Source organism: Streptacidiphilus sp. EB129 (assembly GCF_041262645.1).
Lineage (GTDB): Bacteria > Actinomycetota > Actinomycetes > Streptomycetales > Streptomycetaceae > Streptacidiphilus.
Genome location: NZ_JBGCCS010000048.1, coordinates 1 through 23,081, shown reverse-complemented (window position 1 = coordinate 23,081; position 23,081 = coordinate 1). Strand labels below are relative to the sequence as shown.

General features: G+C 68.4%; 16 protein-coding genes and 2 pseudogenes. 13 read left to right on the top strand and 5 right to left on the bottom strand.

Annotated elements, in window-relative coordinates; all coding sequences use genetic code 11:
- Positions 1–85: 85 nt before the first annotated feature.
- From ABH925_RS33795 to ABH925_RS33780, 4 genes and pseudogenes are all read left to right on the top strand, one after another.
- Positions 86–694, top strand: coding sequence for a GNAT family N-acetyltransferase (locus ABH925_RS33795; RefSeq protein WP_370154520.1), 609 nt, complete (start codon positions 86–88; stop codon positions 692–694).
- 43 nt (positions 695–737) lie between these two features.
- Positions 738–938, top strand: a pseudogene (locus ABH925_RS33790) (IS1182 family transposase); the annotation flags it as partial.
- Positions 934–1,308, top strand: a pseudogene (locus tag ABH925_RS33785) (hypothetical protein); the annotation flags it as partial. The pseudogenes ABH925_RS33790 and ABH925_RS33785, both read left to right, overlap by 5 nt.
- Positions 1,309–1,396: 88 nt before the next feature.
- Complete coding sequence (locus ABH925_RS33780; protein WP_370154465.1) at positions 1,397–1,720, top strand: hypothetical protein; 324 nt, start codon at positions 1,397–1,399, stop codon at positions 1,718–1,720.
- A 211-nt stretch (positions 1,721–1,931) separates the two neighbouring features.
- Here ABH925_RS33780 and ABH925_RS33775 read toward each other — a convergent pair whose 3' ends face one another.
- Complete coding sequence (locus ABH925_RS33775) at positions 1,932–2,279, bottom strand: hypothetical protein (RefSeq protein ID WP_370154463.1); 348 nt, start codon at positions 2,277–2,279, stop codon at positions 1,932–1,934.
- Positions 2,279–2,761, bottom strand: a complete 483-nt coding sequence (locus ABH925_RS33770) for a helix-turn-helix domain-containing protein (protein ID WP_370154460.1) — start codon at positions 2,759–2,761, stop codon at positions 2,279–2,281. Before ABH925_RS33770 ends, ABH925_RS33775 begins: the two co-directional genes overlap by 1 nt.
- Before the next feature lie 1,531 nt (positions 2,762–4,292).
- Here ABH925_RS33770 and ABH925_RS33765 point away from each other — a divergent pair.
- Together ABH925_RS33765 and ABH925_RS33760 are read left to right on the top strand one after the other, a co-directional pair.
- Positions 4,293–5,648: an endonuclease domain-containing protein gene (locus tag ABH925_RS33765; RefSeq protein ID WP_370154457.1), complete on the top strand. Its 1,356-nt coding sequence runs from the start codon at positions 4,293–4,295 to the stop codon at positions 5,646–5,648.
- A 188-nt stretch (positions 5,649–5,836) separates the two neighbouring features.
- Positions 5,837–6,487: a thiol:disulfide interchange protein DsbA/DsbL gene (locus tag ABH925_RS33760; RefSeq protein WP_370154455.1), complete on the top strand. Its 651-nt coding sequence runs from the start codon at positions 5,837–5,839 to the stop codon at positions 6,485–6,487.
- Here ABH925_RS33760 and ABH925_RS33755 read toward each other — a convergent pair.
- Entirely contained in the window at positions 6,467–6,694 is a 228-nt protein-coding gene (locus tag ABH925_RS33755; RefSeq protein WP_370154453.1) for a hypothetical protein, read from the bottom strand. The two genes, ABH925_RS33760 and ABH925_RS33755, sit on opposite strands and share 21 nt — an antisense overlap.
- Before the next feature lie 874 nt (positions 6,695–7,568).
- Here ABH925_RS33755 and ABH925_RS33750 point away from each other — a divergent pair.
- Entirely contained in the window at positions 7,569–7,814 is a 246-nt protein-coding gene (locus tag ABH925_RS33750; protein ID WP_370154452.1) for a hypothetical protein, read from the top strand.
- 2,935 nt (positions 7,815–10,749) lie between these two features.
- Here the strand turns inward: ABH925_RS33750 and ABH925_RS33745 are convergent.
- On the bottom strand, positions 10,750–12,699 hold the full coding sequence (locus tag ABH925_RS33745; protein ID WP_370154451.1) for a galactose oxidase-like domain-containing protein: 1,950 nt from the start codon (positions 12,697–12,699) through the stop codon (positions 10,750–10,752).
- A 460-nt stretch (positions 12,700–13,159) separates the two neighbouring features.
- Here ABH925_RS33745 and ABH925_RS33740 point away from each other — a divergent pair, with 460 nt between their 5' ends.
- The 4 genes from ABH925_RS33740 to ABH925_RS33725 all read left to right on the top strand — a co-directional run bounded on the left by ABH925_RS33740 (position 13,160) and on the right by ABH925_RS33725 (position 20,346).
- Positions 13,160–15,460: a Dyp-type peroxidase gene (locus ABH925_RS33740; protein ID WP_370154450.1), complete on the top strand. Its 2,301-nt coding sequence runs from the start codon at positions 13,160–13,162 to the stop codon at positions 15,458–15,460.
- A 589-nt stretch (positions 15,461–16,049) separates the two neighbouring features.
- The gene (locus tag ABH925_RS33735; RefSeq protein ID WP_370154447.1) at positions 16,050–17,099 is read left to right on the top strand and encodes a glycosyltransferase family 2 protein; all 1,050 of its coding nucleotides are present in this window, start codon (positions 16,050–16,052) and stop codon (positions 17,097–17,099) included.
- 1,336 nt (positions 17,100–18,435) lie between these two features.
- A complete protein-coding gene (locus tag ABH925_RS33730; RefSeq protein WP_370154444.1) occupies positions 18,436–19,566 on the top strand; it encodes a site-2 protease family protein in 1,131 nt (376 codons plus the stop codon).
- A gap of 336 nt (positions 19,567–19,902) precedes the next feature.
- Positions 19,903–20,346, top strand: coding sequence for a hypothetical protein (locus tag ABH925_RS33725; RefSeq protein WP_370154442.1), 444 nt, complete (start codon positions 19,903–19,905; stop codon positions 20,344–20,346).
- Between the two features lie 516 nt (positions 20,347–20,862).
- Here ABH925_RS33725 and ABH925_RS33720 read toward each other — a convergent pair.
- Positions 20,863–21,126, bottom strand: coding sequence for a hypothetical protein (locus tag ABH925_RS33720; RefSeq protein WP_370154440.1), 264 nt, complete (start codon positions 21,124–21,126; stop codon positions 20,863–20,865).
- A gap of 315 nt (positions 21,127–21,441) precedes the next feature.
- On the opposite strand from ABH925_RS33720, the gene ABH925_RS33715 reads away from it, so the two are divergent.
- Both ABH925_RS33715 and ABH925_RS33710 read left to right on the top strand, forming a co-directional pair.
- Complete coding sequence (locus tag ABH925_RS33715; protein WP_370154438.1) at positions 21,442–21,741, top strand: hypothetical protein; 300 nt, start codon at positions 21,442–21,444, stop codon at positions 21,739–21,741.
- Positions 21,742–22,428: 687 nt separating this feature from the next.
- Positions 22,429–22,914, top strand: a complete 486-nt coding sequence (locus ABH925_RS33710; RefSeq protein ID WP_370154436.1) for a hypothetical protein — start codon at positions 22,429–22,431, stop codon at positions 22,912–22,914.
- Positions 22,915–23,081 lie beyond the last annotated feature (167 nt).

Here is a 23,081-nt window from a genome sequence, read left to right as displayed (position 1 = left end):
CGGCTAGGAGCGTGGGTCAGTAACGCTTAGCCCTGGGTTGGTTTCTGGCGGGTAATGCGTTGGCGTGGGTGGCTGCGTGTTCGGCATGATCGATGCCATGACGTCTCCTGCGCTGTCGCTCGCTGCCAAGCCCACGCTGGTTGGTGAGCGGGTGCTGCTGCGGCCGGTCACTGCTGCCGATGCCCCAGGGCTCGCGGAACTGCTGAACGAGCCGGAGGTGCGTCGGCTGACGGGGACGCATGGGCAGGTCCGGCCGGGGGTTTTAGAGCGCGCCGAGCAGTGGTACTCCTCGCGGGCAGCGGTGGACGACCAGCTGTATCTGGCGGTCGTCGAGCAAGCCACGGGTGAGTACGTCGGCGAGGTCGTGCTGGATGACCTGCATGCCGACAACCGGTCGTGTTCGTTCCGGATCGCCCTGGTCGGGCCCCGTGCTTTCGGCCGTGGCTACGGTACCGAGGCCACCCGGCTGATCCTTGCCCATGCCTTCGAGACTGTCGGTATCCACCGGGTCGACCTTGAGGTCTTCGCCTTCAATCCACGTGCCCGGCACGTCTACGAGCAGGTCGGCTTCGTGCACGAGGGCACGAAGCGTCAGGCGCTGCACTGGCAGGGTGCCTGGGTCGACACGCAGATCCTGGCAGTCCTCGCCGGTGACTGGTCCAGGCACCGCGGGTTCCCCCGGTCCGGTGAGTGATCTACCGCAGTGGAACGATCCTCATATGTCTGGTGGGGATGCCCTGTTCGAGATCGACGCTGCGGCTGTGCGCTCGCAGTCCGGACCGCGGCCGGCGTTGGACAAGAGGTTCCGGGCGTTCGACCCGCACCAGGTCCTGCTGCTGCCCCCGTCGCTGGACGACTGGCTGCCCGAGGGCCACCTGGCCCGCTTCGTTGCCGACCTGATCGACGAGGTGCTGGACCTGTCGTCGATCCACGCTGACCGCCACCGACCGGTACCCAGAGCTGGGCGAGCTCCTGGAGCTGCTGCCGGGCCTCGACGCGGTGCTGGACGGCGAGATCATCGCTACCGGCCCGGACGGCAGGCCCAGCTTCGGACGCCTCCAGGAGCGCGTGCCACTGCGCCGACCCGAGGCGATCCGTACCGCGGCGCGGTCCTCCCCGGTGACGCTGATGGTGTTCGACTGCCTGTGGCTGCGCTGCCGCGATCTGACGGCCATGACCTACCGGGGCAGGCACGAGGTGTTGGAATCGCTGGCGCTGGACAGCGAACGGATCGTGGTCCCGCCTGCCTGGCCGGGACCGGATGCCAGGCTGGCCCTGGAATGGACGGCGGCACAGGGCTTGGAGGACGTGGTGCTGAAGCGCCTATCCTCCGAATATCAGCCTGGTCTGCGCTCCCGCGACTGGTGTCAAGATCAAACACACCCGCTCCCTGGATGTGATCATCGGCGGCTGGATCCCGGCCGGCCGCAGCGTCAAGGCCCTGCTGCTCGGGGTCCGGGAAGGGCGTTCCGGGCTGCGCTACGTGGGCAAGGTCGGCACTGGGTTCACCGAGGCCCAACGCAAACACCTGGCGAGCCTGCTGGTGCCCCTGGGCAAGGACGGTTCGCCCTTCTCGATAGGACCGACCTTGCCGTTCGCCCAGGACGTCCGCTTCGTGCGCCCTGATCTCGCCGGAGAAGTCGACTACCTCGAGGCAATCACCTCCGGGGTTCTGCGCCACCCGGTTTGGCGTGGATTGCGTGACACTCACGGGGACTGAGCCCCATGTCCAACGCGAGCACGCCGTGGGTGCCGCAGCAGCAGGACTGTTCCTGACCGGCACGGTGGTGTGCATCGTCGTACTGCACACAGTTTTTCTGAGTAACAGTGATGTGCAACCGGGTGCCGGTCATTGTTGCTGTGGAGCACAGCCCGGACAGCAAGTGAGGGTTGCCCCCGTTGTGGGGCGACCCTCACTACGCAAGCCGCGGTCAGGCGCTGCGCTGCTGGAATTGCAGGACGTTGGTGCCCGGGGCCTGCATCGCGGAGAGCCGTTGGCCCTTGGCGTAGTAGGTGATGTTCCCAATCCGCTCGATCGGGACGATCCATCCGTCTTCGACCAGGCCCGGGACGGTCCGGGCGTACAGGCTGCGGTTGATACCGACCGTTTCGGCGATCTTCTTCCCCGTGGCCATGACCGCGCCGTTCTCCTGCACTACGACATCCTCGTTGCTCTCGATGAAAAGATAGAAGAGGACGATACGCAGCTGAGGGTGGGGCAGGGCGAGGATCGCTGCCATCTCATCGCGGGGGACATCGATGTGGGCGAGTTCGCGCATCAGGATGCCTTCCGTTCGATTCCGGAGCGGGGGACCAGCGGGGCGGGCTGGGCTTCGGCCTGGGCTCGCTGCTTGGCTCCGCCGTCGCGCGATCCCACGTGCGCGGCCGCCTTGTAGTAGGAGATGCGACCGTGGGTCTCGGCCATGACGATCAGGTTTGCCCGAGACAGCCGCCCGATGGAAGCGGCGACGGTGCGGAGGCTGATGCCGAGGTGGTCGGCGATCTCCTGCCGGGTCATGCGCAGCGGGCCGGTCTTGCGGTCTCCGTGTGCTGCGTGGACGTGGAGCTGGAGAACGTCGCGGTCGGTGGAGGTGAAGCCCGAGTTGTGGTGCAGGAGGTCGACCATCAGGTTGTCGCTGACGGGGGTGAAGCTCCCTCCCAGCTGGTAGGTGTCCTCTCGGCTCCGGTAGGTCTCGTAGGCCTCGACGACTTCACCGGTGGCCGGGTCGACCAGCTGTCGCTTGCGCCCGCGTGGTGCCATTCCTTCCCTCCTTCCGTTTCTGTGAGTAACAGTCTCCGGCGCTTGCTTGCACATCACTGTTTCTAGGAGCAACACTCCACGCCGGGCGCACCATAAGCACTTTGCTGTTTCTCTCAGTAACAGTGACCGGTCGCTGGATGCATGATGACCGGTCGCCCGTTGCATCTCATCCGGTATCAGCTTGCACTTCAACCAGTCTCGTTCTGCATCTCATCCGGTCTCCCGTTGCACTTCGACCGGTTCCGCAATGCATCTCATGTGGTTCCGAATTGCACACGGACCTCAAGCGCCACAAGGGCAAGCAGCATGTCTCTCTAAACCTCCGTAGGAGGGTGCCGCGCGCCACGGCAGGCACCACGCCACAGGAACGGCTGCACCCAGTGGTCAGCTTCCAGCCGACCACTCCCTATGTGACCTTCCGTCAACCTGAGCAACGGTTCCTCAGCCATCTGCGGCATTAGCTGGCCCGCCGTGGCCCGTAGGTAGCTGTACACCGTCCCAGGCGTCCTACCTCTTCCTTCGGCAAACTGCGCAGTCCCTGAAGGTCAGCGTGCCCAAGGCCAGCGCGATCTGGTAGCTGGCGATTCTCCGCCCTCTGCCCCTATAAGGCAGCAGCGCACGGAGGGCCCCGTGGCGATGAAGGAGCGCGGAAAGGGCCGTCAAGGCCCGGGTCCGGCGGCAGCCGGACTTCCGCGATCGGCGTTGTAAGCCTGCCGCCGACTGCCACTGGCTGCGGCTGGTGGCCGACCCGGGTGGCGGTAGCGGCACGGGCCGTCAGCCCGCCGGACGCGAAGGAGTTGGCCGCTGCTGAGCGGCGCAGCGAGAACGTGGTGCCGCTGCGCGGTACCCGTCGTCCGGCCCGGAAGTCGTCCGCATGACCTCCCCGCGCATACCCCTGATACAAGGCACCGTGTCAACAGGAAGTGAGGCCTCCGTGAGCGACACCTACGTCGCCGGTCCCCCGTCCAGCGCGCCGATCACCATCTCCCGGCAGGCGCTGGTACTACTTGCGCTGGTCGACATCTGGCTGAGCGCCCGGCGGGTGCTGGACGTGCTGCTGTACATGCAGGACCCGAAGACCGGAGCCGCGGACGTCTGCCAGGCCGACGTGTGCGCCGTACTGGGCACGGGGAAGCCCGGAGTGAGTCCGGTCAGAGGTTGCGGTTGTGAGCGTCAACCATGTGCCCGGGCAGTCGGCCTTTGTCAGCGACCTGGTAGCCGCTGCGCCGGGCCCACGCCCGCACTTGCACCGAGGCCGCCACGTCTGCCGCCACGACAGGCGAGCCGTGCCCCGCAGGCCCACGTCCACCCCGCAGGGCATGGACACCCACCGTCCGGGACGGGCTCGCGCCCGGCCCCGGACATGAGCCCACGCGTCGGCCTCTGCGGCGCAGACCGGAGACGTGGCCGCTGACGGCACGGTGACGACCACCGGCGCGCGGCCGGCCGCACCCCCAACCTCACCGACAAAGCCACGAAGTGCGGGTGCTGCCCTCGGGTGGTGTCGGTGCTGCCTGCTAGCGTGCCGGGCATGCCACACCGCGCTACCCCGCGCCGCGCAGACGGCCTGCTCGCTCTGGCCACCGCGGACGCTTTGTGGGCCGAGCTGACAGCCATCAGCGCCGTCCGGGCCGCTTCCGGGGCGTTCACCCGTCCTCCCGCCCATCCCCCGGCGGGGTACGTGCTGCTCGGCAAACACGCGGTGCCGACGGTGAAGGGGGCCGACGGCCGGTGGCATGTACCCGAGACCGACGTGCGCACGGCGGCCGCGGAACTGAGTACGGTCACGATGAACGGGGAGGACCTGGTCCGCGTGGCACCCTTCCAAGGCTCGCCCGACGCGGGAAACAGGGACCGGCCAGCGCCGCGGTGGCGTCACCTCATCGGCCAGGAATGGATCCGCACACGAAGCCATCCCGGCCTCCAGCCGTCGCGCCACAGCGGCAGCGACCAGCTGCCGCACCTGGCGGGGATCGACTGGGGCCAGGCCATCGTGAAGCGGACCCAAGCACGAGCGGCGGACACCTGGTGGCTGCCCCGCACCCTGGTCCAGCTGCTGGACGCCGCCGGGCGCACCGAGGCGCAGTGGCTGCTGGCCGCGCGAAGGTGCCAGGGGTGCGGGGCCGCGGCGGACCAGTGCGATCGGTGGCGCGTCCAGGTCGACGGCGGCTGGCAGACGCTCTGCCCGGGCTGCCGCACCACCACGCTGCGCCGGTACGACGGGCAGTGGGAAGGGCACGTGTACGCGGCGCTCAGCAAGAAGCGCAGCCCGCTCGAGGTGTCCGGATGGATGTGCGCCCTGTGCCAGGAAGCACCCGCGTCCGTGCTCGACCACTGCCACGAACACGGCTACGTCCGCGCTCCCCTGTGCCAGCCCTGCAACACACGGGAACGGCCGAACTACCTCTACAGCAACGACGTACACGTGACCAGCCGCTACGCGGACCTCTTCCACGCCCGCGCCGAGGACTGGCTCAAGCACTGGCACCGCTGCCCCGGCTGCCGCGCCCGCACCACCCTGCCGCTGCCACACCTGGCCGCGCTGACCGCCCTCCTGGTCGGCGAGCCACTGCGCCCCACCCACCGCAACCCCCACAGCTCCCGCGGACGCAAACCCTGCGGTGAACTATGCGCGTCCTGGACAGGCAGCCACAACACACCCGCCTCATGCCTGATCACCCTCGCCCTGGACTCCTGCCCCAGCGGGGAGCACCGCACCCTGGCACAGGTCCCCTACCGGCAGGCCGTCGACCAATTCCGCACCTGGCTGGCGAAGACCGCCCCCAGCGTGGCCACCGCAGCCGGCCCCGGCCGCCACGACAACACCCCCACCCACTTCCGACCCGTCATCGCGGACACCAGCAGCGAAGACCTCGCACTGTTCTGACCAGCCAACACAAGCACAGACCCCTACGACCGCTGGGTGTACCCGCCCTGCAGCGGCAGTGTTCGGTCCTGTGGGACATCCCGTGGTGCGCCGGGCGGCGTCACCTCCGCCCCCCATGCGGTCGAATGCACGCGCCGCGCCGTCGTGTCAGCGGCACGGCCGGGCTGCCGGTGGTCATCGTTGCCGGTATGACCTCGTTCACGAAGCCGCTGGTCCGCGCGATGGCCACGCTGGTGCTCACCACCACGCTCCTCGGCCTGCAGGCCCCAGCCGGCACCGCGGACGCCGCGCCGATCGCCGGTGTGCAGTACGTCCGGCTCCAGCACCCGGTGCCGGCCTCGCCGCGCGAGGTGACCGAGGTCTTCTGGTACAACTGCTCGCACTCCTACCAGCTCGCGCAGCCGCTGCGCGACTGGGCCGCGCGGCAGAACCCACCGGTGACGATCCGCCACATCCCCGCCGCCTGGCCGGACCAGCCGCAGATGATGGCCTACGCCCGGGTCTACTACACCCTGGACCGGCTGGGATTGTCCGACATCCTGGAGCAGGCTGTGTTCCACGCGGTCCGCGACGAGCACTGGGACCTGACCCAGCCCGACGCGCTCAGCCAGTGGGCCCAGACGCAGGGGATCGACCCCCAGCTGCTGATGGACGCCTGGAACTCACCCGAGGTACAGCAGGAAGTCCAGGACGCACCAGCCCTGCGGGAACGCTACGAAGTCCACGAGATGCCCAGCGTGATCATCGGCGGCACCTACCGAACCTCACCGTTCATCGCACCCGGCGGCGTACCGGGAACCATCCCCGTCGTCGACTACCTACTGCACCACAGCCACTGACGCACGGACGGCCGGGGCGGTGGCGTGCCCGGTGCCAGCAGGGAACGCCACCGCCGTCGCGGTCCGTTCCGCCCACGCCGGACTGCGGCGCAGCAGGGCAGTGGCAGAAGCCGTGGCAAGTGCCGTGGCGCGTCCGGCGAGGGCGGGGTGGTCCAGAGCAGCGAGGATCACCGAGGAGTGCCGCTTGCGCGACATGGGCTTGGTCACCCCACCGCGCACCCCGGGCTCTGGCCGCGGTTTCGTGAAGACGTCGGTCAGCGGCCGCATGAGGAATCGAATCGTCGCGGGATCTCCCTGGCAAGGGCATCTGTGCTGCAGCCAGACCCATCCAGCGTGGCAATCAACAGAGACCACCTGGTCGCTGGTATCCCGGATCGCGACCCGCTACGGGCTGTAGGCCAACGCCGTGCTGGCGTGCTGGAGCAGCCACCGTCCCGGCACGACGGCGGCGCGCAGCGAGCCGATGCCGATGTGCTGCTCGACCAGTGCGGGCGCCAGGTGGTGGGGCTGTGCGGAGTCGAGGACGCGGTGCTGAAGCGGGCATTGCCGTCCTGGGCCATTGTGGGGTACGTCACCGCTTTGCTGGCGGTGGCTGGAGAGCTGACGGCCCCTCTGCTCCGCGCTCAGGGTGGTTGTCGTTGGCTGATCCGTGCACCAGATCTGTGCCGAGTCGAGTCGGAGCATGGTGGACCGTTTGCCCGTTGCAGACGGTGGCGATGAGGCCGGACTCCCGTTCACGCAAGCACAGCCACCAGTCTGCAACGCGGCAGGCCCCTCTGTCCCAACCGGCAGCAAGCCAGCATGGTGCCCCGTCAAAAACGAGAGTCCCCGATCGTCACCGCACGAGACCGAGGCACCACCCGAAAGCCACAGATCAGCCCACCCGTACGACGCTCCCAAAACAATGACGAGCCATCACTACCAAACCCGTGCAGATCATCAGTTGAAACAGCAACCATGTGGGGAATCGGGAGCACCACTGGGTATTCAGGAGGAAGGTGAATCGATTCTTTCCGCCGATATGACTCGCATGCCCCTGGCATACGCATATTCGGGGTTCATGGCGGACATGCTGGCCGCCATGACCGCACGTCGCGCCGCCCGCCGGCAGGAGGCCCCGGCAAGAGTCACCATCAGTACACCGCTCCACCCCCACCTCGGCCACCGCGTGCGCCACCGCACCGACGGACGCACCGGCACCATCACCGGCCAACTGGTGGAACACCTCAGCCTCAGTGACACAGTCTGGCGCCGCCGGGTCTTCATACGCCCCCTCGGCGGAGGCATCGAATTCGAAGCCGACCCCACCGACCTCGAACTCCTGTGAGTGTGACCCCGTGTCACCCCACCGATCAACGGGCACACCGGTGGACATCTGACAGCGGACCGTCCACAGGCTGACGCGGAGCCAGGAAGCCCAGGAAGGCGCGGCTTGCCGCCACAGCCTGCCGACGGGGTGTGGCGGGACTTCGACGGGCTTCCTTGACGCGGGACGACCGACGCTGACCTCGGCACCGAGCTGCACTGGTTGGTGGACACGGGTGCGGATGCGGGTGACGGGACAGATCACTACCCGTTCCCGACATCCGGCACCCCGCAGGCACTCGGCGACAGCACCTGGTACAACCCTCTCCGAGGCAGGGAACGCACTGCACCTGTGGACCCTGCAGCCCCAAAGCAGCCGGTGCGCTGTCACTGCCCGACTGAATACCCCTCGCCTCCAGGGGCATGCCGCTCACACGGACTGCACTGTCGGACGCGCACGCACAAGATCCCTCAAGATCTCCGCGACGCCCGCGATGACGTGGTAGACCGCTCCCCCTGCCAGGACCAGACCGCCGAACAGAATCCAGCCCCCTGGTCCACTGTCCACACGCTCGCAGACGCCGGCCGACGCCGGCCCGGGACCCTCGTCCGGCTCAGGTCGCAGCATCTCGCTACCGATGTGCGCCGCACCCGTGACAGCGTGCGCAACACCCGCCACCACCAGACCGGCGATACCCAGGGCGAACCATCCACCTCGCCCAATTTGCTCCATGGCGCAGCCTCCTTCGAACCCCAGCCCACCCCTGCTCACGCTACGCCGCAGCTCCACCAGGGGCCTCTCACCGCAACGCCCGGCCGGACAGCCCACAGGTTCATCACCCATAGCTGGTCATCTCACCGGCCCACGCGGATCAGGCAGAACTGCCCGGCCGGGCGCGCAACGCGGCGCGGCACTCCGAGAGCGCCGTCGGAGCAGCCCTCATGGGGCTCATCGGGTCGGACCCACGCTCCCGGCGTGAGCACAGCCAGCCGACCCCAGGCAACGACGCGCAGCCCCTCCACCACAGCGCGCACCCTCGATCCCAGCCAACGCCCCGCGCGGCGACGATCCCGGTACCGCCCGGCCGCTCCGCGCCGACCGCAGCAGCATCCCCGGCAGCCTTCTGCCCGAACGTCCGCGTGTCCCTCCCGGACGGTCGCCGCGGTGCCCCGAGAGCGGCGGCCGGGCCGGAACCGCCCCGGCAAGGAACGGCTGTCCCCCGTAACCGGCCCGCCACCGCTCTGGAACCCTGCCAGCCTCGCCCCGCACCACGACCATGTCCACGGCGGCTCACAGCAGCCCCACCGCGCACAACCCGGGCCGCACGCCGAACCCCCCGGTGACGGGTGCAGCGCCAGCCCGTGTCCGCCGGCGCTCCCGGCCCGGCCCGCACCCTCCACGGGCGGGCGACGCTGGCCACAGCTGAAATCTCAACCATCTGGGGAATCGGGAGCAGCCCGGTCGTGTCCGCGGGTTCACAGGAACCAGCCGACCGGCCAGACACCCATGGATCCGGCCGGGAGCCCACACGCCGCCGGCAGACACCGCGCCCTACGGCACACCTCACCCGTTCGCCGCATGTCGCCACCCACCCCTACACCAGACGCCCGGCGACGATAGACACACGGACGAGACCGGCGAGCCCCCGGGAACCTCCGAAACCGGAAGGCCCGAAGTCCCGCCCCGCTCCTGCGTGGACCCCCGCACCCCATGAGCGGGGTCCACGCAGGAGCCCGATACGAACGCGGGTTCCCGGCCGGGCGGGGTTCGGGCGGAAGGCTGCGGGCAGGCCGCTCCCGGTGCGCATACGCGATCGAGGCCGGGCACGGGACCAGGCGAGCAATTGCCTCCGCAGCCAACCGCGCGGACAGCCCTGCGTCCCCAGGACCGTCCGCGCGGTGACCCACAGCGGCGGCCGGCCCCGAACCGTCCCGCCGACTGTCGCTCGTCACCGGCCCGCCACCGCCATGGAACCCTGCCAGCCTCGCCCCGCACGACCAACTCGCCGAACCCGGACTCCACCGGCGGTAGCCGAGTGCGCGTGGTTGCCCGTTACTGCGAGGACCGGTGGCGGGTGGCTCGCCATTTCGACAGAGCGGCTCTGATGCCCAGACCGATGGCGACGACGAGCAGGACGCCGAGCGCGGCCCTACCGGATCCAAGTGTTCCCGAGGCGGAGGTTGATCACCGGCATTGCGTGGTCCGACACTGAGACTGTCAGACAGGGACCTGGTAACCGCTGCGCCTGGACCGCGCCCGCACTTGCGCCGAGGTCGCCCCAGCCGCGCCACCCGCGGTGCGTGTCCGGCTCCTACGGTGCGCGGCCGTCCCGGCCGAGGCCGGGACGGCCGCCATGTTTCGTCGCGCGACGCAACCACCGGCTCCCCGCGCGGCTTTCCTCGCGCGCCGCAACCATCCCACCAGCTCACCGGCCTACCACTACACCGGACTGGCGAACCAGCGCAGCGGATGGCTCCTGCTGTCGCGCTCGTGCACGTAGCGAGTCCCGCTGACCGTCGGCCAACGCGCTCCCACCCGCCCGGCCACCAGCCGCCGATGACGCACCTGAACCACCGTCGCTGCCGCCACCCCGCGGCATCCCAGTCCGGCCACAGCCGGGCTCCACCAGCGGCATGGCCAGGTCCGCGCTCCCCAACCGCACCGCCGGATATCCCGACGGCACCGCAGGCACCCCGGGACCGGGGCCCGCCTCCTGAGCCAGGAGCACACCCGGCAACGCCGCCAGGTCGATGAAGGCGACCATCCGCGCGAACTCCTCCAACCCCGCGTCCCACGGCAGGACACCGACTCCGCTGCACGAAACAGGCGCGCCAGTATCCGCGTCGCCCGCCCAGGGTGACGTCGGCACGCCGGCGCCGTTCCCTCACCGGCCACCCGCCTGCGATTCGGCCCCGGCCCTCGTTCCCGTTCTGGTACGAGGGCCGGGGCGGAGCCCCTAGATGTTGCCGCCTGACTCCTTGGCCTCAAGCTTGATCCATTTCGCGACGCTGGGGACGCCGGCCGCGTCGAGGAGGAACAGCATGTAGTAGCCGGGCGGTGCCGCTGCGGCCAGCGGGGGCGTCTGCAGGGTGAGTTGGCCTCCGTTGCGGCCGGTGATCTGGACCTCGACCTGCCGCTGGCCGGTGTCCACCGAGTGGGTGGAGGTGATCGGCGCCAGCAGGACCGCGCGGGTGACCCGGTCGGGGGTCGTGGTGGTGACGGTGAAGCTCTTGTTGTAGTTGAGCGGGCCGGTGGGGGCCGATTCGAGGGTGGGCCGGTTGCCGGTCTGCAGGTAGGGGGGTTCGTAGATCTCGATGGTGCCGTTCATGCCCGACTTGATGTCGGGGTTGTTGGCGATCTGCTGCAGTTCGTCGCCGGTGATCAGGACCCGTCCGTCGGGCAGGATCACCGCGTTGGAGTGGTAGCCGCGCGGCAGTCGCTGGACGGGGCCCAGCTTCCAGTTGCCCTGGATGTCGCGGAACTCGGTCTGACGGTACTTCAGGTCGGCGTTGGGGTTGTACGGGCCGTTGCCGTAGTCGCGGATGTCGAAGGCGCCGTTGACGGTGAACAGCGTGCCGTCCGGCATGATCAGGGTGTCGTCCTGGGTGCGGCCGAACGCCCTGGGCTGCTGCTTGGACCACTGCCCGCCGGACAGCTGGTAGGTGTTGGGGTCGGTCCGGTCCCCGCCCAGGACCAGGACGGAGTCGGGTCCCTTGAAGCCGCCCGGCAGTGCCACCGCGGAGCCGTAGTTGCGGCTGGTGACGCCCGCCGGCAGGTTGTCCGGGCGCGCGGGCAGGTCGGTGCGGGTCTCCAGCTTCGGGTCGAAGAGCCACTGCTCGCCGGGGGTCCGGCCCAGGCCGTAGATCTTGCCGTCGTTGAGGGAGAACAGCTGGGGGTAGTCGGTGGTGAAGGGCGCGTCGGCGCCGAACCGGTCGACGGGCGCGCGCGGGACCTGGTTGGGGTCGGTGGTGACGGGCACGGACTTGGCGGGGAAGCGTTCGACGACCGGGGTCGGGGTGCCCCACCCCAGGTCGGACTGCCCGGACATGATGAGCTGACGGCCGTCCGCGCCGGTGACCACCGAGGGGTACCAGCGGCCGACCGACATGTCCGGATTCTGCGTCCAGGTCTCCTTCCACGGGTCGAAGATCAGCGACAGCTTGGCACCCGCTCCGCCGTTCCCGCCCAGGTTGCCGCCGAACACCCCCAGCATCCCGTTCGGCAGGAAGGCGTGCCCGGCGCAGAAGAACGGCGCCGGGCGCACCGCGCCGGTGCCGTCGTCCAGTTGCACCATGGGGGGTGGAACGGCCTTGAACGCCGTGGTTCCGGTGCCCTTGGTCGGGTCCCACAGGTAGGCGCGGCCGGCGTTGGCGGCGCCGATGATGTTGGTGGGTGCGGGCTCCTTGGTCGGGTCGGTCTGGATCGCCTCGAAGGAGAAGAGCAGCACCTTGCCGGTGGGCAGCAGGGCGATGTGGTCGCCGTAGTCGGGCGAGGGGAAGTAGGTGGTGAACTTGCCGAAGACCTTCGGGTCGAAGCGGTCGTTGGTCGCCTTCTGGGTGGCTGTCAGCATTTCCAGGCGGCGGATGCGCATCGGGTTGGGGTAACCGTCGTCCGGCCCGCCTTCGGCACGGGTCTTGGCGCCGGGGCGCAGGCCGTGGGTGGCGCGGTACTCCAGCCGGCTCCAGGCGAGGTACTCGGCTTCCTCGGGGCCGAACGCGGCGCGTTCGGCGGGGCGCACCTCGGCCTGGATCTGGGCCGCGGTGATGTCCTCCTGGGAGACCGCCGGCGCGGCGCCTGCGGACACCGGGGCGATGAGGGCGCTGGTGGTCGCCAGGGCCGAGGCGATCGCGCAGGCCGAGAGGATCAGCGACAGTCTGGCGCGCGGGGAGGGGTAGGTGCGGGACACGGAGCTCCTTGTGGAAGGGGACGGGGACCGGGACCGGCGGGCCCTGGACCGCGACCGCTGGCCGTCGCGCGGTCCCGGCCGGTCGGCCCGGCGGACACGTACCGTGAGCACCGCTCCCCGGCAGTCCGGCCCGCCCGTGGGTGGGGCAGGGCTCCCGGACGCGCACGGCAGAAGCTATGCGTACACGGATGATGCCTCGATAGTGCTGGTCGATGGGGAGATGTCGCGGCGGCACGCGATGAAGGGCGGCGAGGCGTCAGCCGAATGGGCCCCCTCGGACAGGGCGGCTCCATGAACGGAGTGTCACCACTGGCACCGTTTGAATACGCAGAGTAGCGTGAAATTACTCTCCGCTTTCGCCGAATGGAGATGAGTCCGCCTGCCCGGAAACCGTTGGGCAGAGCCCTGTTCCGACTCGGCCAGGCCGGGAGTCCCCCTCGGTCGACCTTCTGGAGTATCCATGGCAACAGATCTGACACTGCGTGAGAACCGGGACATCCAGGGCGACATCCTGGCCGGGTTCAAAAAGGACCAGATGACCCTCCTCTTCCTCACCTTCGAGGACGAGAGCAGGGCACGGACCTGGCTGCAGCGGCTGACCCCGCGCATCGCCACCACCAAACAGGTGGCGGCGTTCAACAGGGCCTTCAGTGACGCGCGCAAGCGCTCGGGTGGCGACCCGGTGAGCCTCAAGGCCACCTGGCTCGCCATCAGCTTCACCTACGCCGGTCTGGAGAAGCTCGCCGGGAAGGTACCGGGCAGTTCCCCGAAGCTTCCGCCGCCCGGCGACGAGGGGGAGACGACGCTGACCGCGTTCGCCCAGGGACCGGTCACCCGCGCGGCCCACCTCGGCGACACCGGCGACAGCTCACCGGAGCGGTGGGTCTTCGGCAACCACAAGCAGGAACAGACCATCCACGCGGTCCTCACCATCGCCTCCGACACCGTCGAGGACCTCCAGGCCGAACTGGTCGCGCAGCGCGAAGCCGCGCAGCAGTTCAAGATCTCGATCGTGTTCCAGCAGAACGCCGCCACTCTTCCGGGCACCCGACGCGGCAAGGAGCACTTCGGCTTCAAGGACGGCGTGAGCGAGCCGGGGGTACGCGGCTTCGACGAGCCCGACCCGCTTCAGCCGCAGTGGGTCAAGGACCACCCGGGCACCCGCCTGATCCCGGCCGGCGAGTTCGTCGTCGGACAACCCCGTGTCGCGGACAAACCGAGTGACCTGCCCCCGTGGGCGTTCAACGGCTCCTTCCACGTGGTGCGCCGCCTCGGCCAGGACGTCCCGGGCTGGTGGGCGCAGGTCGCCCGGATGCTCAAGGAACTCAAGGACAAGAAGGCCGTACCGCAGGAGACCACCGTGGAGTGGCTGGCCGCCCGCATCGTCGGCCGCTGGCGCTCGGGCACCCCGGTGGCGAAGTGCCCGCACGCCGACACCCCCTTCAACACCGTCGCCTCCGACGACAACGACATCACCTTCCGCGACGACCCGGACGGGCTGATCACCCCGCTCTACTCCCACCTGCGCAAGACCAACCCGCGCGACGGCCTCAACATCATCCCCGAGAGCGAGGACCCCCGGGAGAAGAACCCGCTGGCGGAGGACCCGTTCATCGACAGCCGCCGGATCATGCGCCGCGGCAGTCCCTACGGCCACCCCTTCGACCCCGCCTCCGAGGGCCCCGGTGGCCCCGACGCCCCGCGCGGACTGCTCTTCGTGTCCTACCAGGCCGATCTGCTCGACCAGTTCGAGTTCATCCAGAAGTCCTGGATCGACAACCCGGACTTCCCCCCGGGACGCAAGCCCGAGACCGGCCGCGACCCGATGGTCGGCCGCGCAGGGACCATCAACTGGCAGAACGGCGACATCCGGCTGAGCTTCCAGCAGTTCGTCCAGACCGAGGGGGCCGTCTATGCGTTCGCTCCGTCCATCACCACCCTCATGTCGCTGAGCGAGGGCAGACTCGCCGACAAACCCCAGCCCGTGCAGGGCCGGCCGGTCGACACCTTCCTGCCCGTGGGGGACATGCAGCCCAAGGACGGCAAGAGCTGGTACTGGGCGTTCCGCACGGTGGGCCCCCAGCAGACCTTCCGGGTCGTCTCGATCGCCAACAGCAGGGACCACACCGACGTCCAGGAGAAGCCCGACCGGGAGATCACCCAGTGGGACTCCTTCGAGGGCATCACCAGGCTGGACTGCTTCGTACCCTTCCCCGACAACCAGCCGGACAACGGCAAGAGGTGGTACTGGCTGTTCCACACCGTGAACAACCAGCAGGTCTACCGGGTGATCTCGATCGCCGACGGCAGGGAACACGAGGACGTGCGCGAGCGCCCCGACACGCAACTGGGCGCCTGGCAATCACTCAAGGGCGTCACCAAGGTCGACTTCTTCCTCCCGGTACCCGACATGCAACCGGAGCAGGGGAAGGGCAAGAGCTGGTACTGGGTCTTCCACACCGTCAACGGCGAACAGCTCTACCGGCTCGTGTCGATCGCCGACGGCCCTCAGCACACCGACGTCCAGGAGCGCACTGACCGCCGGATCTCCCAGTGGGACTCCCTCGCCGGCATCGGCCGCGTCAGCGCGGTCCTGCCGATCCCCGACATGTACCGGAAGAACGGCCTCAGCTACCACTGGGTGTTCCACCAGGACCAGTACCGCATCACCACCATCGCCGACGGCACAGCCCACACGGACGCCATCGCGGTACCGGACCGCCCCGTCACCCTGTGGAAGTCACTGACCCAGAACACGTAGCGCCACCCCGGGCTGGGCCCAGCCGTCCGAACACCCGCAGGGCCCAGCCTCCCAACGCAATGCCACCGGCCACAAGCCGCACCCCCTGGCGACACACCGGCGCTGACAGGCACCTCATCCCCCGCGCGACTCCAGCCCAAAAACAAGATCAACAAAAGATCCAACGACCCATCCCGACCGTGATCCCAGGCGGCAGTGACAGCACCGACCCCCGGTAGGCTCCCGGCGGATCCGCGCTGTCCGTGTTCGACGTCGGCGAGACCCTGCACCGCCCCAGCAGCGGAAGGCCAGCTCCGTTCCCGGCGCGTCGGCCCCCACCGGAATCTGTCTGATCTGCCATGTCCGCCTCCGAGGCGATGGGTTGCGCCCGACCCCGCTTGTTGACCATAGGGATCATCGGGTGCACTCTGTAGGTATACAGGTGAAGTTTACAACTCATGTATACGCTCTACGAGCCATAGTCAGCGGCTTCCAGATAACGATCCCCGTGTTTTGGGATCGTGCCTCGCAGGAACTGCTGACCCGCTAGCGACAGGGAACCGAACCCGCGAGCATGTCATCGAAAGCAGGAACTAAGGGCAGAAGGCATATGAAACTCGTGGCACTCATCCCCGCGCACAACGAGAAGACCACCATAGGCAATGCCATTACAGGCCTCCAACAGCAGCACAGGCCTCCGGACCAAATCGTCGTCGTGGCCGACAACTGCATAGACAACACTGCGGACATCGCGCGTTCCCGTGGCGTCGACGTATTCACCACACAGGGCAACACGGCCATGAAAGCCGGAGCGCTGAACCTCGCCCTGGACTGGCTAATTCCCCAGCTCCACGACAGGGACCACGTACTTGTTCAGGACGCGGACACGATCCTGAACACCGGCTTCACAAGAACAGCACTCGGCCGCCTGCGAGGATACAGGATCGGGGCCGTCGGTGGAATCTTCTACGGAGAACAGGGCGGAGGCGTCCTAGGACTTCTTCAACGCATGGAGTATGCCCGGTACGCCCGCGAGACCCACCGCAAGAAAGGGCGCGCAACAGTTCTCACCGGCACAGCCACATGCTTTCCCGTTCGAACTCTGCGTGAGGTACGCGAAGCACGCCGATCACACATGATCGGCGGCGGCGCAAGCTACTACAGCACCGCATCGCTTACCGAGGACGACGAGATGACAAAAGCCGTGAAAACCCTCGGATACAAGCCGGCCTCACCACGCGGATGCGAGGTCGAAACAGAAATTATGCCCACCGTTCGGAAGCTCTGGGCACAGCGTCTCCGCTGGCAGCGTGGTGCTCTGGAGAATCTCCGCGACTACGGCCTGACACGCGTCACCGCACCGTACATCGCCAAACAGGCCGCTATGGGGCTCGGAGCACTCCTGTTCATGCTGTATCTCGTGCTCACGGGTATAGGTCTCAGTCGCGGGGGAATGTCTCTCTCGCCGTTCTGGCTGGGAATTGGAGGGATATTCTTCACCGAACGGATCGTCTCTGTACGCGGGCAGGGGTGGCGCGCATATGCACTCGCAGCCTGCATCATTCCAGACATGCTGTACGACCTGTTTATCAGCGCAATCTACGTCAAATCAATCTACGACTCACTGTGGCGCAAGGCCGAACAGTGGGCAAGCACCTGATCCCAATGGAGATGAACCCCATGTACCAGAAAATCGCAAGCGGGGCGACGATCGGCGGTGGCGCGATCCTCGCGCACACGGGAGGACAACTCGGAACACTGTGGGCGGTGGTTGCCGCCGCCACGCTCCTGGCCGCAGGCCTTGCCCTCTGGCGTCTCGCACCCCGCCGTCACAAAGACGAGGGGAAACCGTAAACACAAATGGCCCCGGAAAAAGCGCCGAGCAGGTGGGGCCGAAGGGACGGCCGGCAGGCCATGCAGATCGCCGCAGCCATCCAGCAGCCCCGAGGGACTGACAAGGACGGTACCGAGTGGAAGGCACTCAGCAGCACAGGGGTTCGACTCCCCTACCGTTCCCGCTAATTGACGGACCTGAAAAATCCCGCTTGAGAATCCAGTTCCGTGCATCCCGCCCCCGCAGAGCTCAGCGTTTGGTGAGCCGACCCGGAGCGCGACAGCGGCAAGTTGACAAAGCGAGGTCCAATAGGGTGGGGGAACGCCTCGCAGCGGCGGTGGTCGGTATTCGGGACGGCCCACGGCCAGCCGCGAGGCCCGGCCACGCGCGGTTACCGGGTCGTTTCCGGCGTGGCGCCCGCTCATCGACGGTCCCGCTCGGCGGCATGGAGTGCCCAGCGGCCCGCCACCGGTCACCGTCATCCTGGATCGCCACGACCACCTCGCCTGCACCGTGCGGCCCTCGACGCCCACCACCCCCGCGCACGCGGATAGATGGCGGGCACCCGACGGTCGATGTCAAACAACCACGCGCTCGTTGAATATCCCCAGAGGAACAGAACAGGCCTGCCGCAACGCCAGGGGCTCTGATCCCGGACCTGGATCGGGAACCACAAGCAGACCGCGCGGATGAAGACACCTCAGAACGCGAATCGGCGGCGCCCAGCCAGCCCCGGCGGTGCGCACAGCACCCCCACGCGCCCCCACCATCAGGCGCGGCACAGCACCGTGTGGCCGCCGCCTCCGCTGTAGCAGCGATCTCAATTTTCCCCGGACGGTTGCTGGTTCAACCGTTCCGTCTGCGGGATGAGGCTGCTCGGCGACGGGCCGAGTCACCCTTGTGCGCCTTCGCCCGCACCAGTCGGCCAATCTCACGAAGCCGCATCTGCCCTTTGGTGCACAGCGCCTGACCAGCACGCATACGGCACCGGGAGCAAATGCCGTGATCCTGGGCGTGGCTGTTCCCACCCATCGCAGCTTCCCCGTCGAATCGCCCGCCCTCATCCCTGCGGCCACGATGAGGCACAGGGGGCCAGTGCCGCGAAACGTGAACCACGCGCCAGGGGCTACCGGCACCGACTTAGACAGCGGGAGAAGCGACTGTGGGCGGCTCAATCGAAATCGGCCAGGTGCTGGGGATCTCCGTGCGGGTCCACTGGAGCGTGCTGATCCTGGCGGCCCTGCTCGGCTACAACATCAGCTGGCAGGTGCTGCCCCTGTGGGTACCGGGCCGCTCCACCAGCGCGTACATCACAGCAGGTTTCGTCGGGGCGCTGCTGCTGCTCCTCAGTCTGATGATCCACGAGATTGCGCACTCCATGGTCGCCCGCAGATTCGGCATCACGGTGCAGGAGACCACGCTGTGGGCACTGGGCGGTGTCACCGAGATGGGAACGCCCCGGTCTCCCCGCGCCACATTCGAAATCGCCGCAAGCGGGCCGCTGGCCAGTCTCGCCCTGGGCGGCACCGCCCTGGGCGGCGCAGTGGCACTGCGCCCGTTGCACGGCGCCTGGCCCATCTGGGTCGCCGTACTGGTCTGGCTGGGCGCCGCCAACCTGGTACTGGGCCTGTTCAATCTGGTGCCGGTCACCCCGCTGGACGGAGGCCGCCTGCTCCAGGCAGTCCTGTGGTCACGCACCGGAGACCGCGACCGGGCCGAACGGGCCGCAGACCGAGGCGGCCGCACCATCGGCCTGCTGATCGTCACACTCGGCGCGATCCTGCTGTTCCGCGCGGCAAGCCAGGGCGTATGGCTGCTGCTCATCGGCTTCTTCATCGCCGTGACCGCCGAGATGGAACGGCGCCGGGCCGTCTTCGGCAGCGCCCTGCGCGAGGTGAGCGTGGCCGATGCCATGTCCAGCCCTGTCCAGACCGCACCGAACTGGCTCACCGTCGACCAGTTCCTGCAGACAAGCGCACAGTACTCCCGGCACTCCACCCTGCCGCTACTGGACCACGACGGCCGGCCAAGCGGGCTGGTGGCGCTGCACAGCCTGGCCGCCGTGCCCATCGCGCAACGGAGCACGGTGCGGCTCGGTGACACCGCCCTACCGCTGGCACAGTGCGCGGTCGCCGCTCCCGGCGAGCAGCTGACCGAGGCACTGGACCGGGTCCCCACATCGAGCGTCAAAGTACTGGTCCTCGACGACGGCCGCCTGGTGGGCATCATCACCAACCACGACATCGTCCGCATCGTCCAACGCGCACGCTGGCCGCCACTGCGCATGCTCTGAGACGACATACGCCGGTGAAGCTCGACCGGCCTGCGTTGCAGCGCGTCGGATCTGACGTTACGTCAGATCAGGTCGCCTTCGCCGCGTCTGCGGGACCTGGTCTCGCTCGTGCGCCGTCGGTGGGGCTGTCCCTGGATCCCGGGTTCGAGCGCAGTGTCACGGGGGGCGGGATCTCGGACACGAGCTGCCCCGGACGGGTGAAGCCTTATAACGGGTACTGGCGGGGCGCAGCAGTTGGGTGTCAGGGCATGTGATCGTCCTGTCATCGGGCCCGTGGGGTCCGGTTGCCATGTCCCCCGGCTTTTGGAGTCCGCTGTGAAGCATGTCCGTTCCCTGTTGTCCCTGGCCGCATCCGCCGTCGCGGTGGTGGCGCTGGCCGTGCCCGCCCACGCTGTCGGCGACGGCACTTACGTCATCCGCAACCTCAGGACCGGCGGGTGTCTGGCCCCTCTGGCCGGCCCCTTCAGTCCGGTCGTGCTCAAGTACGACCGCGACTGCACCCAATGGAAGGTAACCAACCAGGAAGACGGTTCTGTCCAGCTCTCCCCGACCGACCAACCAGCGCTCTGCCTGGACACACTGCGGTTCCCCGAGGCGGCCGTGGCCCCCTGCGGCGAAGGCCGCCTGCAGCGTTGGCAGATCGATGACTTCGGCCCCAGGACGCCCGCCAACATTCGCAACCTCGACACGGACAGCTGCCTCAACGCCCTCAGCCCGGAGGGTCCGGTACTCGTTCTGTCCTGCCGCGGGCCGGAATGGCTCCTGGAACCGACCGCGTAGAACGGGTACCAGGTACAACCCGATCTGCTCGGGGACTGGACGGCGCGCTTCGTCATGCAGCTCGCCGTACCCGGTGCGCAGCGCCTGGACCTGGCCCGCAACGGCCGCACCGAGCACGTCCTCCTCGATGTCGAGGCCGGGGCGTGCGCAGACGGCCGTCCGGAACCGCCCACCATCGCGGCCCGGGCGGTGCTGTACTGGCCGTCCCGCCTGAGTCGTGGGGGCAGTAGGCGGGACGGCCAGCTGCTGAGGTTGGCCTCAACAACACAACCCAGCGGGGTTTTCACGCATCCGAGTCCTCTGGCGGATCCCACTCCTCGATGTACCGCTCGACCTCGTCAGGCGTGCATACGCGGCAGACCGGCGGCCCCTGCATGGATACGGATGCCGGCCACACCTGGAGAGGGAGTTCGTCACGGACGAGCGGCCTCCCGCAGCGAGGGCAACGACCCCACGGCGCATCCGGGTCCGGCGTATCGCTCACCTGCGTCCCGCCCTTTAATGGAAGTGGACGCTTCAGGTCACGGTCCACTCGACGCGGCTTACCCGGTGGGCCGGAACCGTGACGACCTTCGACTGATCCTCGTCGAGCCTCAAGTGGAGCCACGCCCCCTCGAACCGGACCGAAGCGGACGTCTGCAGCCGGGGGACGCGATCGTCGATCTTCTGAGCCTCGATGAAGTAGACCTCGGCCTCGTGCCAGACCCTGATGCGCTTTACGGCGGCATCGGTAGCAGCTTTGAACCGAGCTTCCATGCTTGTCTTGGCATGCTCTTCCATGGCTTCAGTCTGGGTTGAGCCGGCCTGGGGCGCATGCCAGGGCACGTGTCTCGCCAACCTCTCGAACATGGCGAGGCCCCCTCCGACGGGGACGCCGCCGCGAGCGCGTGCACCAGGGCGACCAGGACACCGCCGACGGTATCCACCCCGATGACGGCGCCGGCGGCGATGCCGCGGCCACGTCCGACGGGCCCGCGGCAGCACCGCCCCGAACGGCGTACCCGGGCATGCGGTCAGCCGTCAACGGGAGTCTGCTGGCCGGGGGCTACAGACCACGACCCGATCCGGGTCAACCAGAAGCAGGAGGAATCTGCCATGGCTTTTGTCATGTCGATGCGCTGGGCCGGAGTCACGCCGCAGCAGTACGACGAGGTCAGCGACCTGGTCCGCTGGGAGGAGCAGACCCCGCAGGGCCTGATCCTGCACGTCGCGCGCTTCGAGGGCGGCGCGCTGCTGGTAACGGACGTCTGGGACTCGCAGGGCGACTTCGAGCGCTTCTTCGCTGACCGGCTCGCCGGGGCCGTCAAGGAGGCCGGCCTCGCAGGAGAGCCCGAGACCGCATTCACACCGCTCCATCGCCGCTTCATCGCTCCGGGTGTCAGCGGTGCCGCCTGACGGCAACAGACGCTGCCGCGCACGAGCGTGCGCGCCCGTCTGAACAGCGCGATCTCCAAGGTGATCGCGTTCAGCTGCTCCCCGGTGAAGTGATCTGCGGCGGCGCCCCAGATCTCGTCGGTCACGCCGGGGGCGTCGTCCTGGATCCGGGTGGCGGCCTCGGCCAGCGCGAGCGCCGCCCGCTCCTCGTCGCTGAAGAAGAGCGCCTCGCGCCAAGGGGTTGCTGCGGTTGCTCGACCCCGAGGTGAGGCTGACCGTCGACACCCTCGGCGTAGGGTCGTCACACTCGGCGCCGCCAAGGTCGCCGCCGGTGCGAGCAGAGCTGTCATCAGGCGCGGCGGGGCAGCGGGGGCCGGTGCACGGACACCACTCGGTACACCGGCCCCCGCCGAACGGCCACGAGAGATGGCCTCCCCGGGACCAACGAGCAGCGGGACGCACCGTCACGCAGCCGCCGGCGTCAGCGCGGTGACGCCGCCCTGGTGTCAGCATCGTGCCGCATCGGCGTCAGTACCATGCCGCCCTGGTGTCAGCGACTGCGGCTGACGGGCCTTGTGCAGCCCTCGTCCCGCCGAACTCGTACGGGTGAAGTGGTGTGACGTCCCGACTGGCGGAGCGGTTCGGCGGTCATGAATCCGTCGGTCGGTCCGGTGGCAGGTGCCGGGCCGGGAAGTCAAGGACTTGTGTATGCGCCCCTTGCGTTATCTCGCGGCCATCTCCCTCAGCGCGGTGGCCGTCCTCGGCAACTGCCTACCCGCTCACGCGGTCGCCCCAGCCAGCGCGCCGACTGCGGCCAGGCAGCTGACGCTGCCTAGCAGCCCTGAACGCCAGCTGTACGCCACGCCGGAGAGCGCCCCGCAGAGCGCGTCCAACGAGTACCCCTTCAACCGCGGCTTCTGTGGCGTATACGAGCTGGCAGGGGCCGTTGACACAGCCACCGACGACGTCCACGCCACGCTGTACGCGAAGATTCCCATCATCGGTCGCGTCCGACTGACGGAGCTCAGCGGGAACCTTGACCAGGGCATCACCCGGGACGTGAACGCGGTGGTCGCGAAGGGAACGTTCTCGCTGTGGGTCGACGCCAACCGCAAGGTGTGGGCCCAGACTGCGATGGACCTCAAATTCATCGGCAGGACCGATTGCAAGGCCCCGATCCTCACGCTGCCGTGAAACCTGAACGGCGGCGCCGCCTGACAAGGGATCATCCGGCGGCGTCCCATCCCGCCGGGTTCCGGTACAGGCAGTTAGGGCTTGCAGGTAATTAACACGCTTGTTGGATCTTGTTTTGGGCGGCGTCAGGGTTGAGGAACGCCGCGATGTCGGTGGGTGTGCGGAAG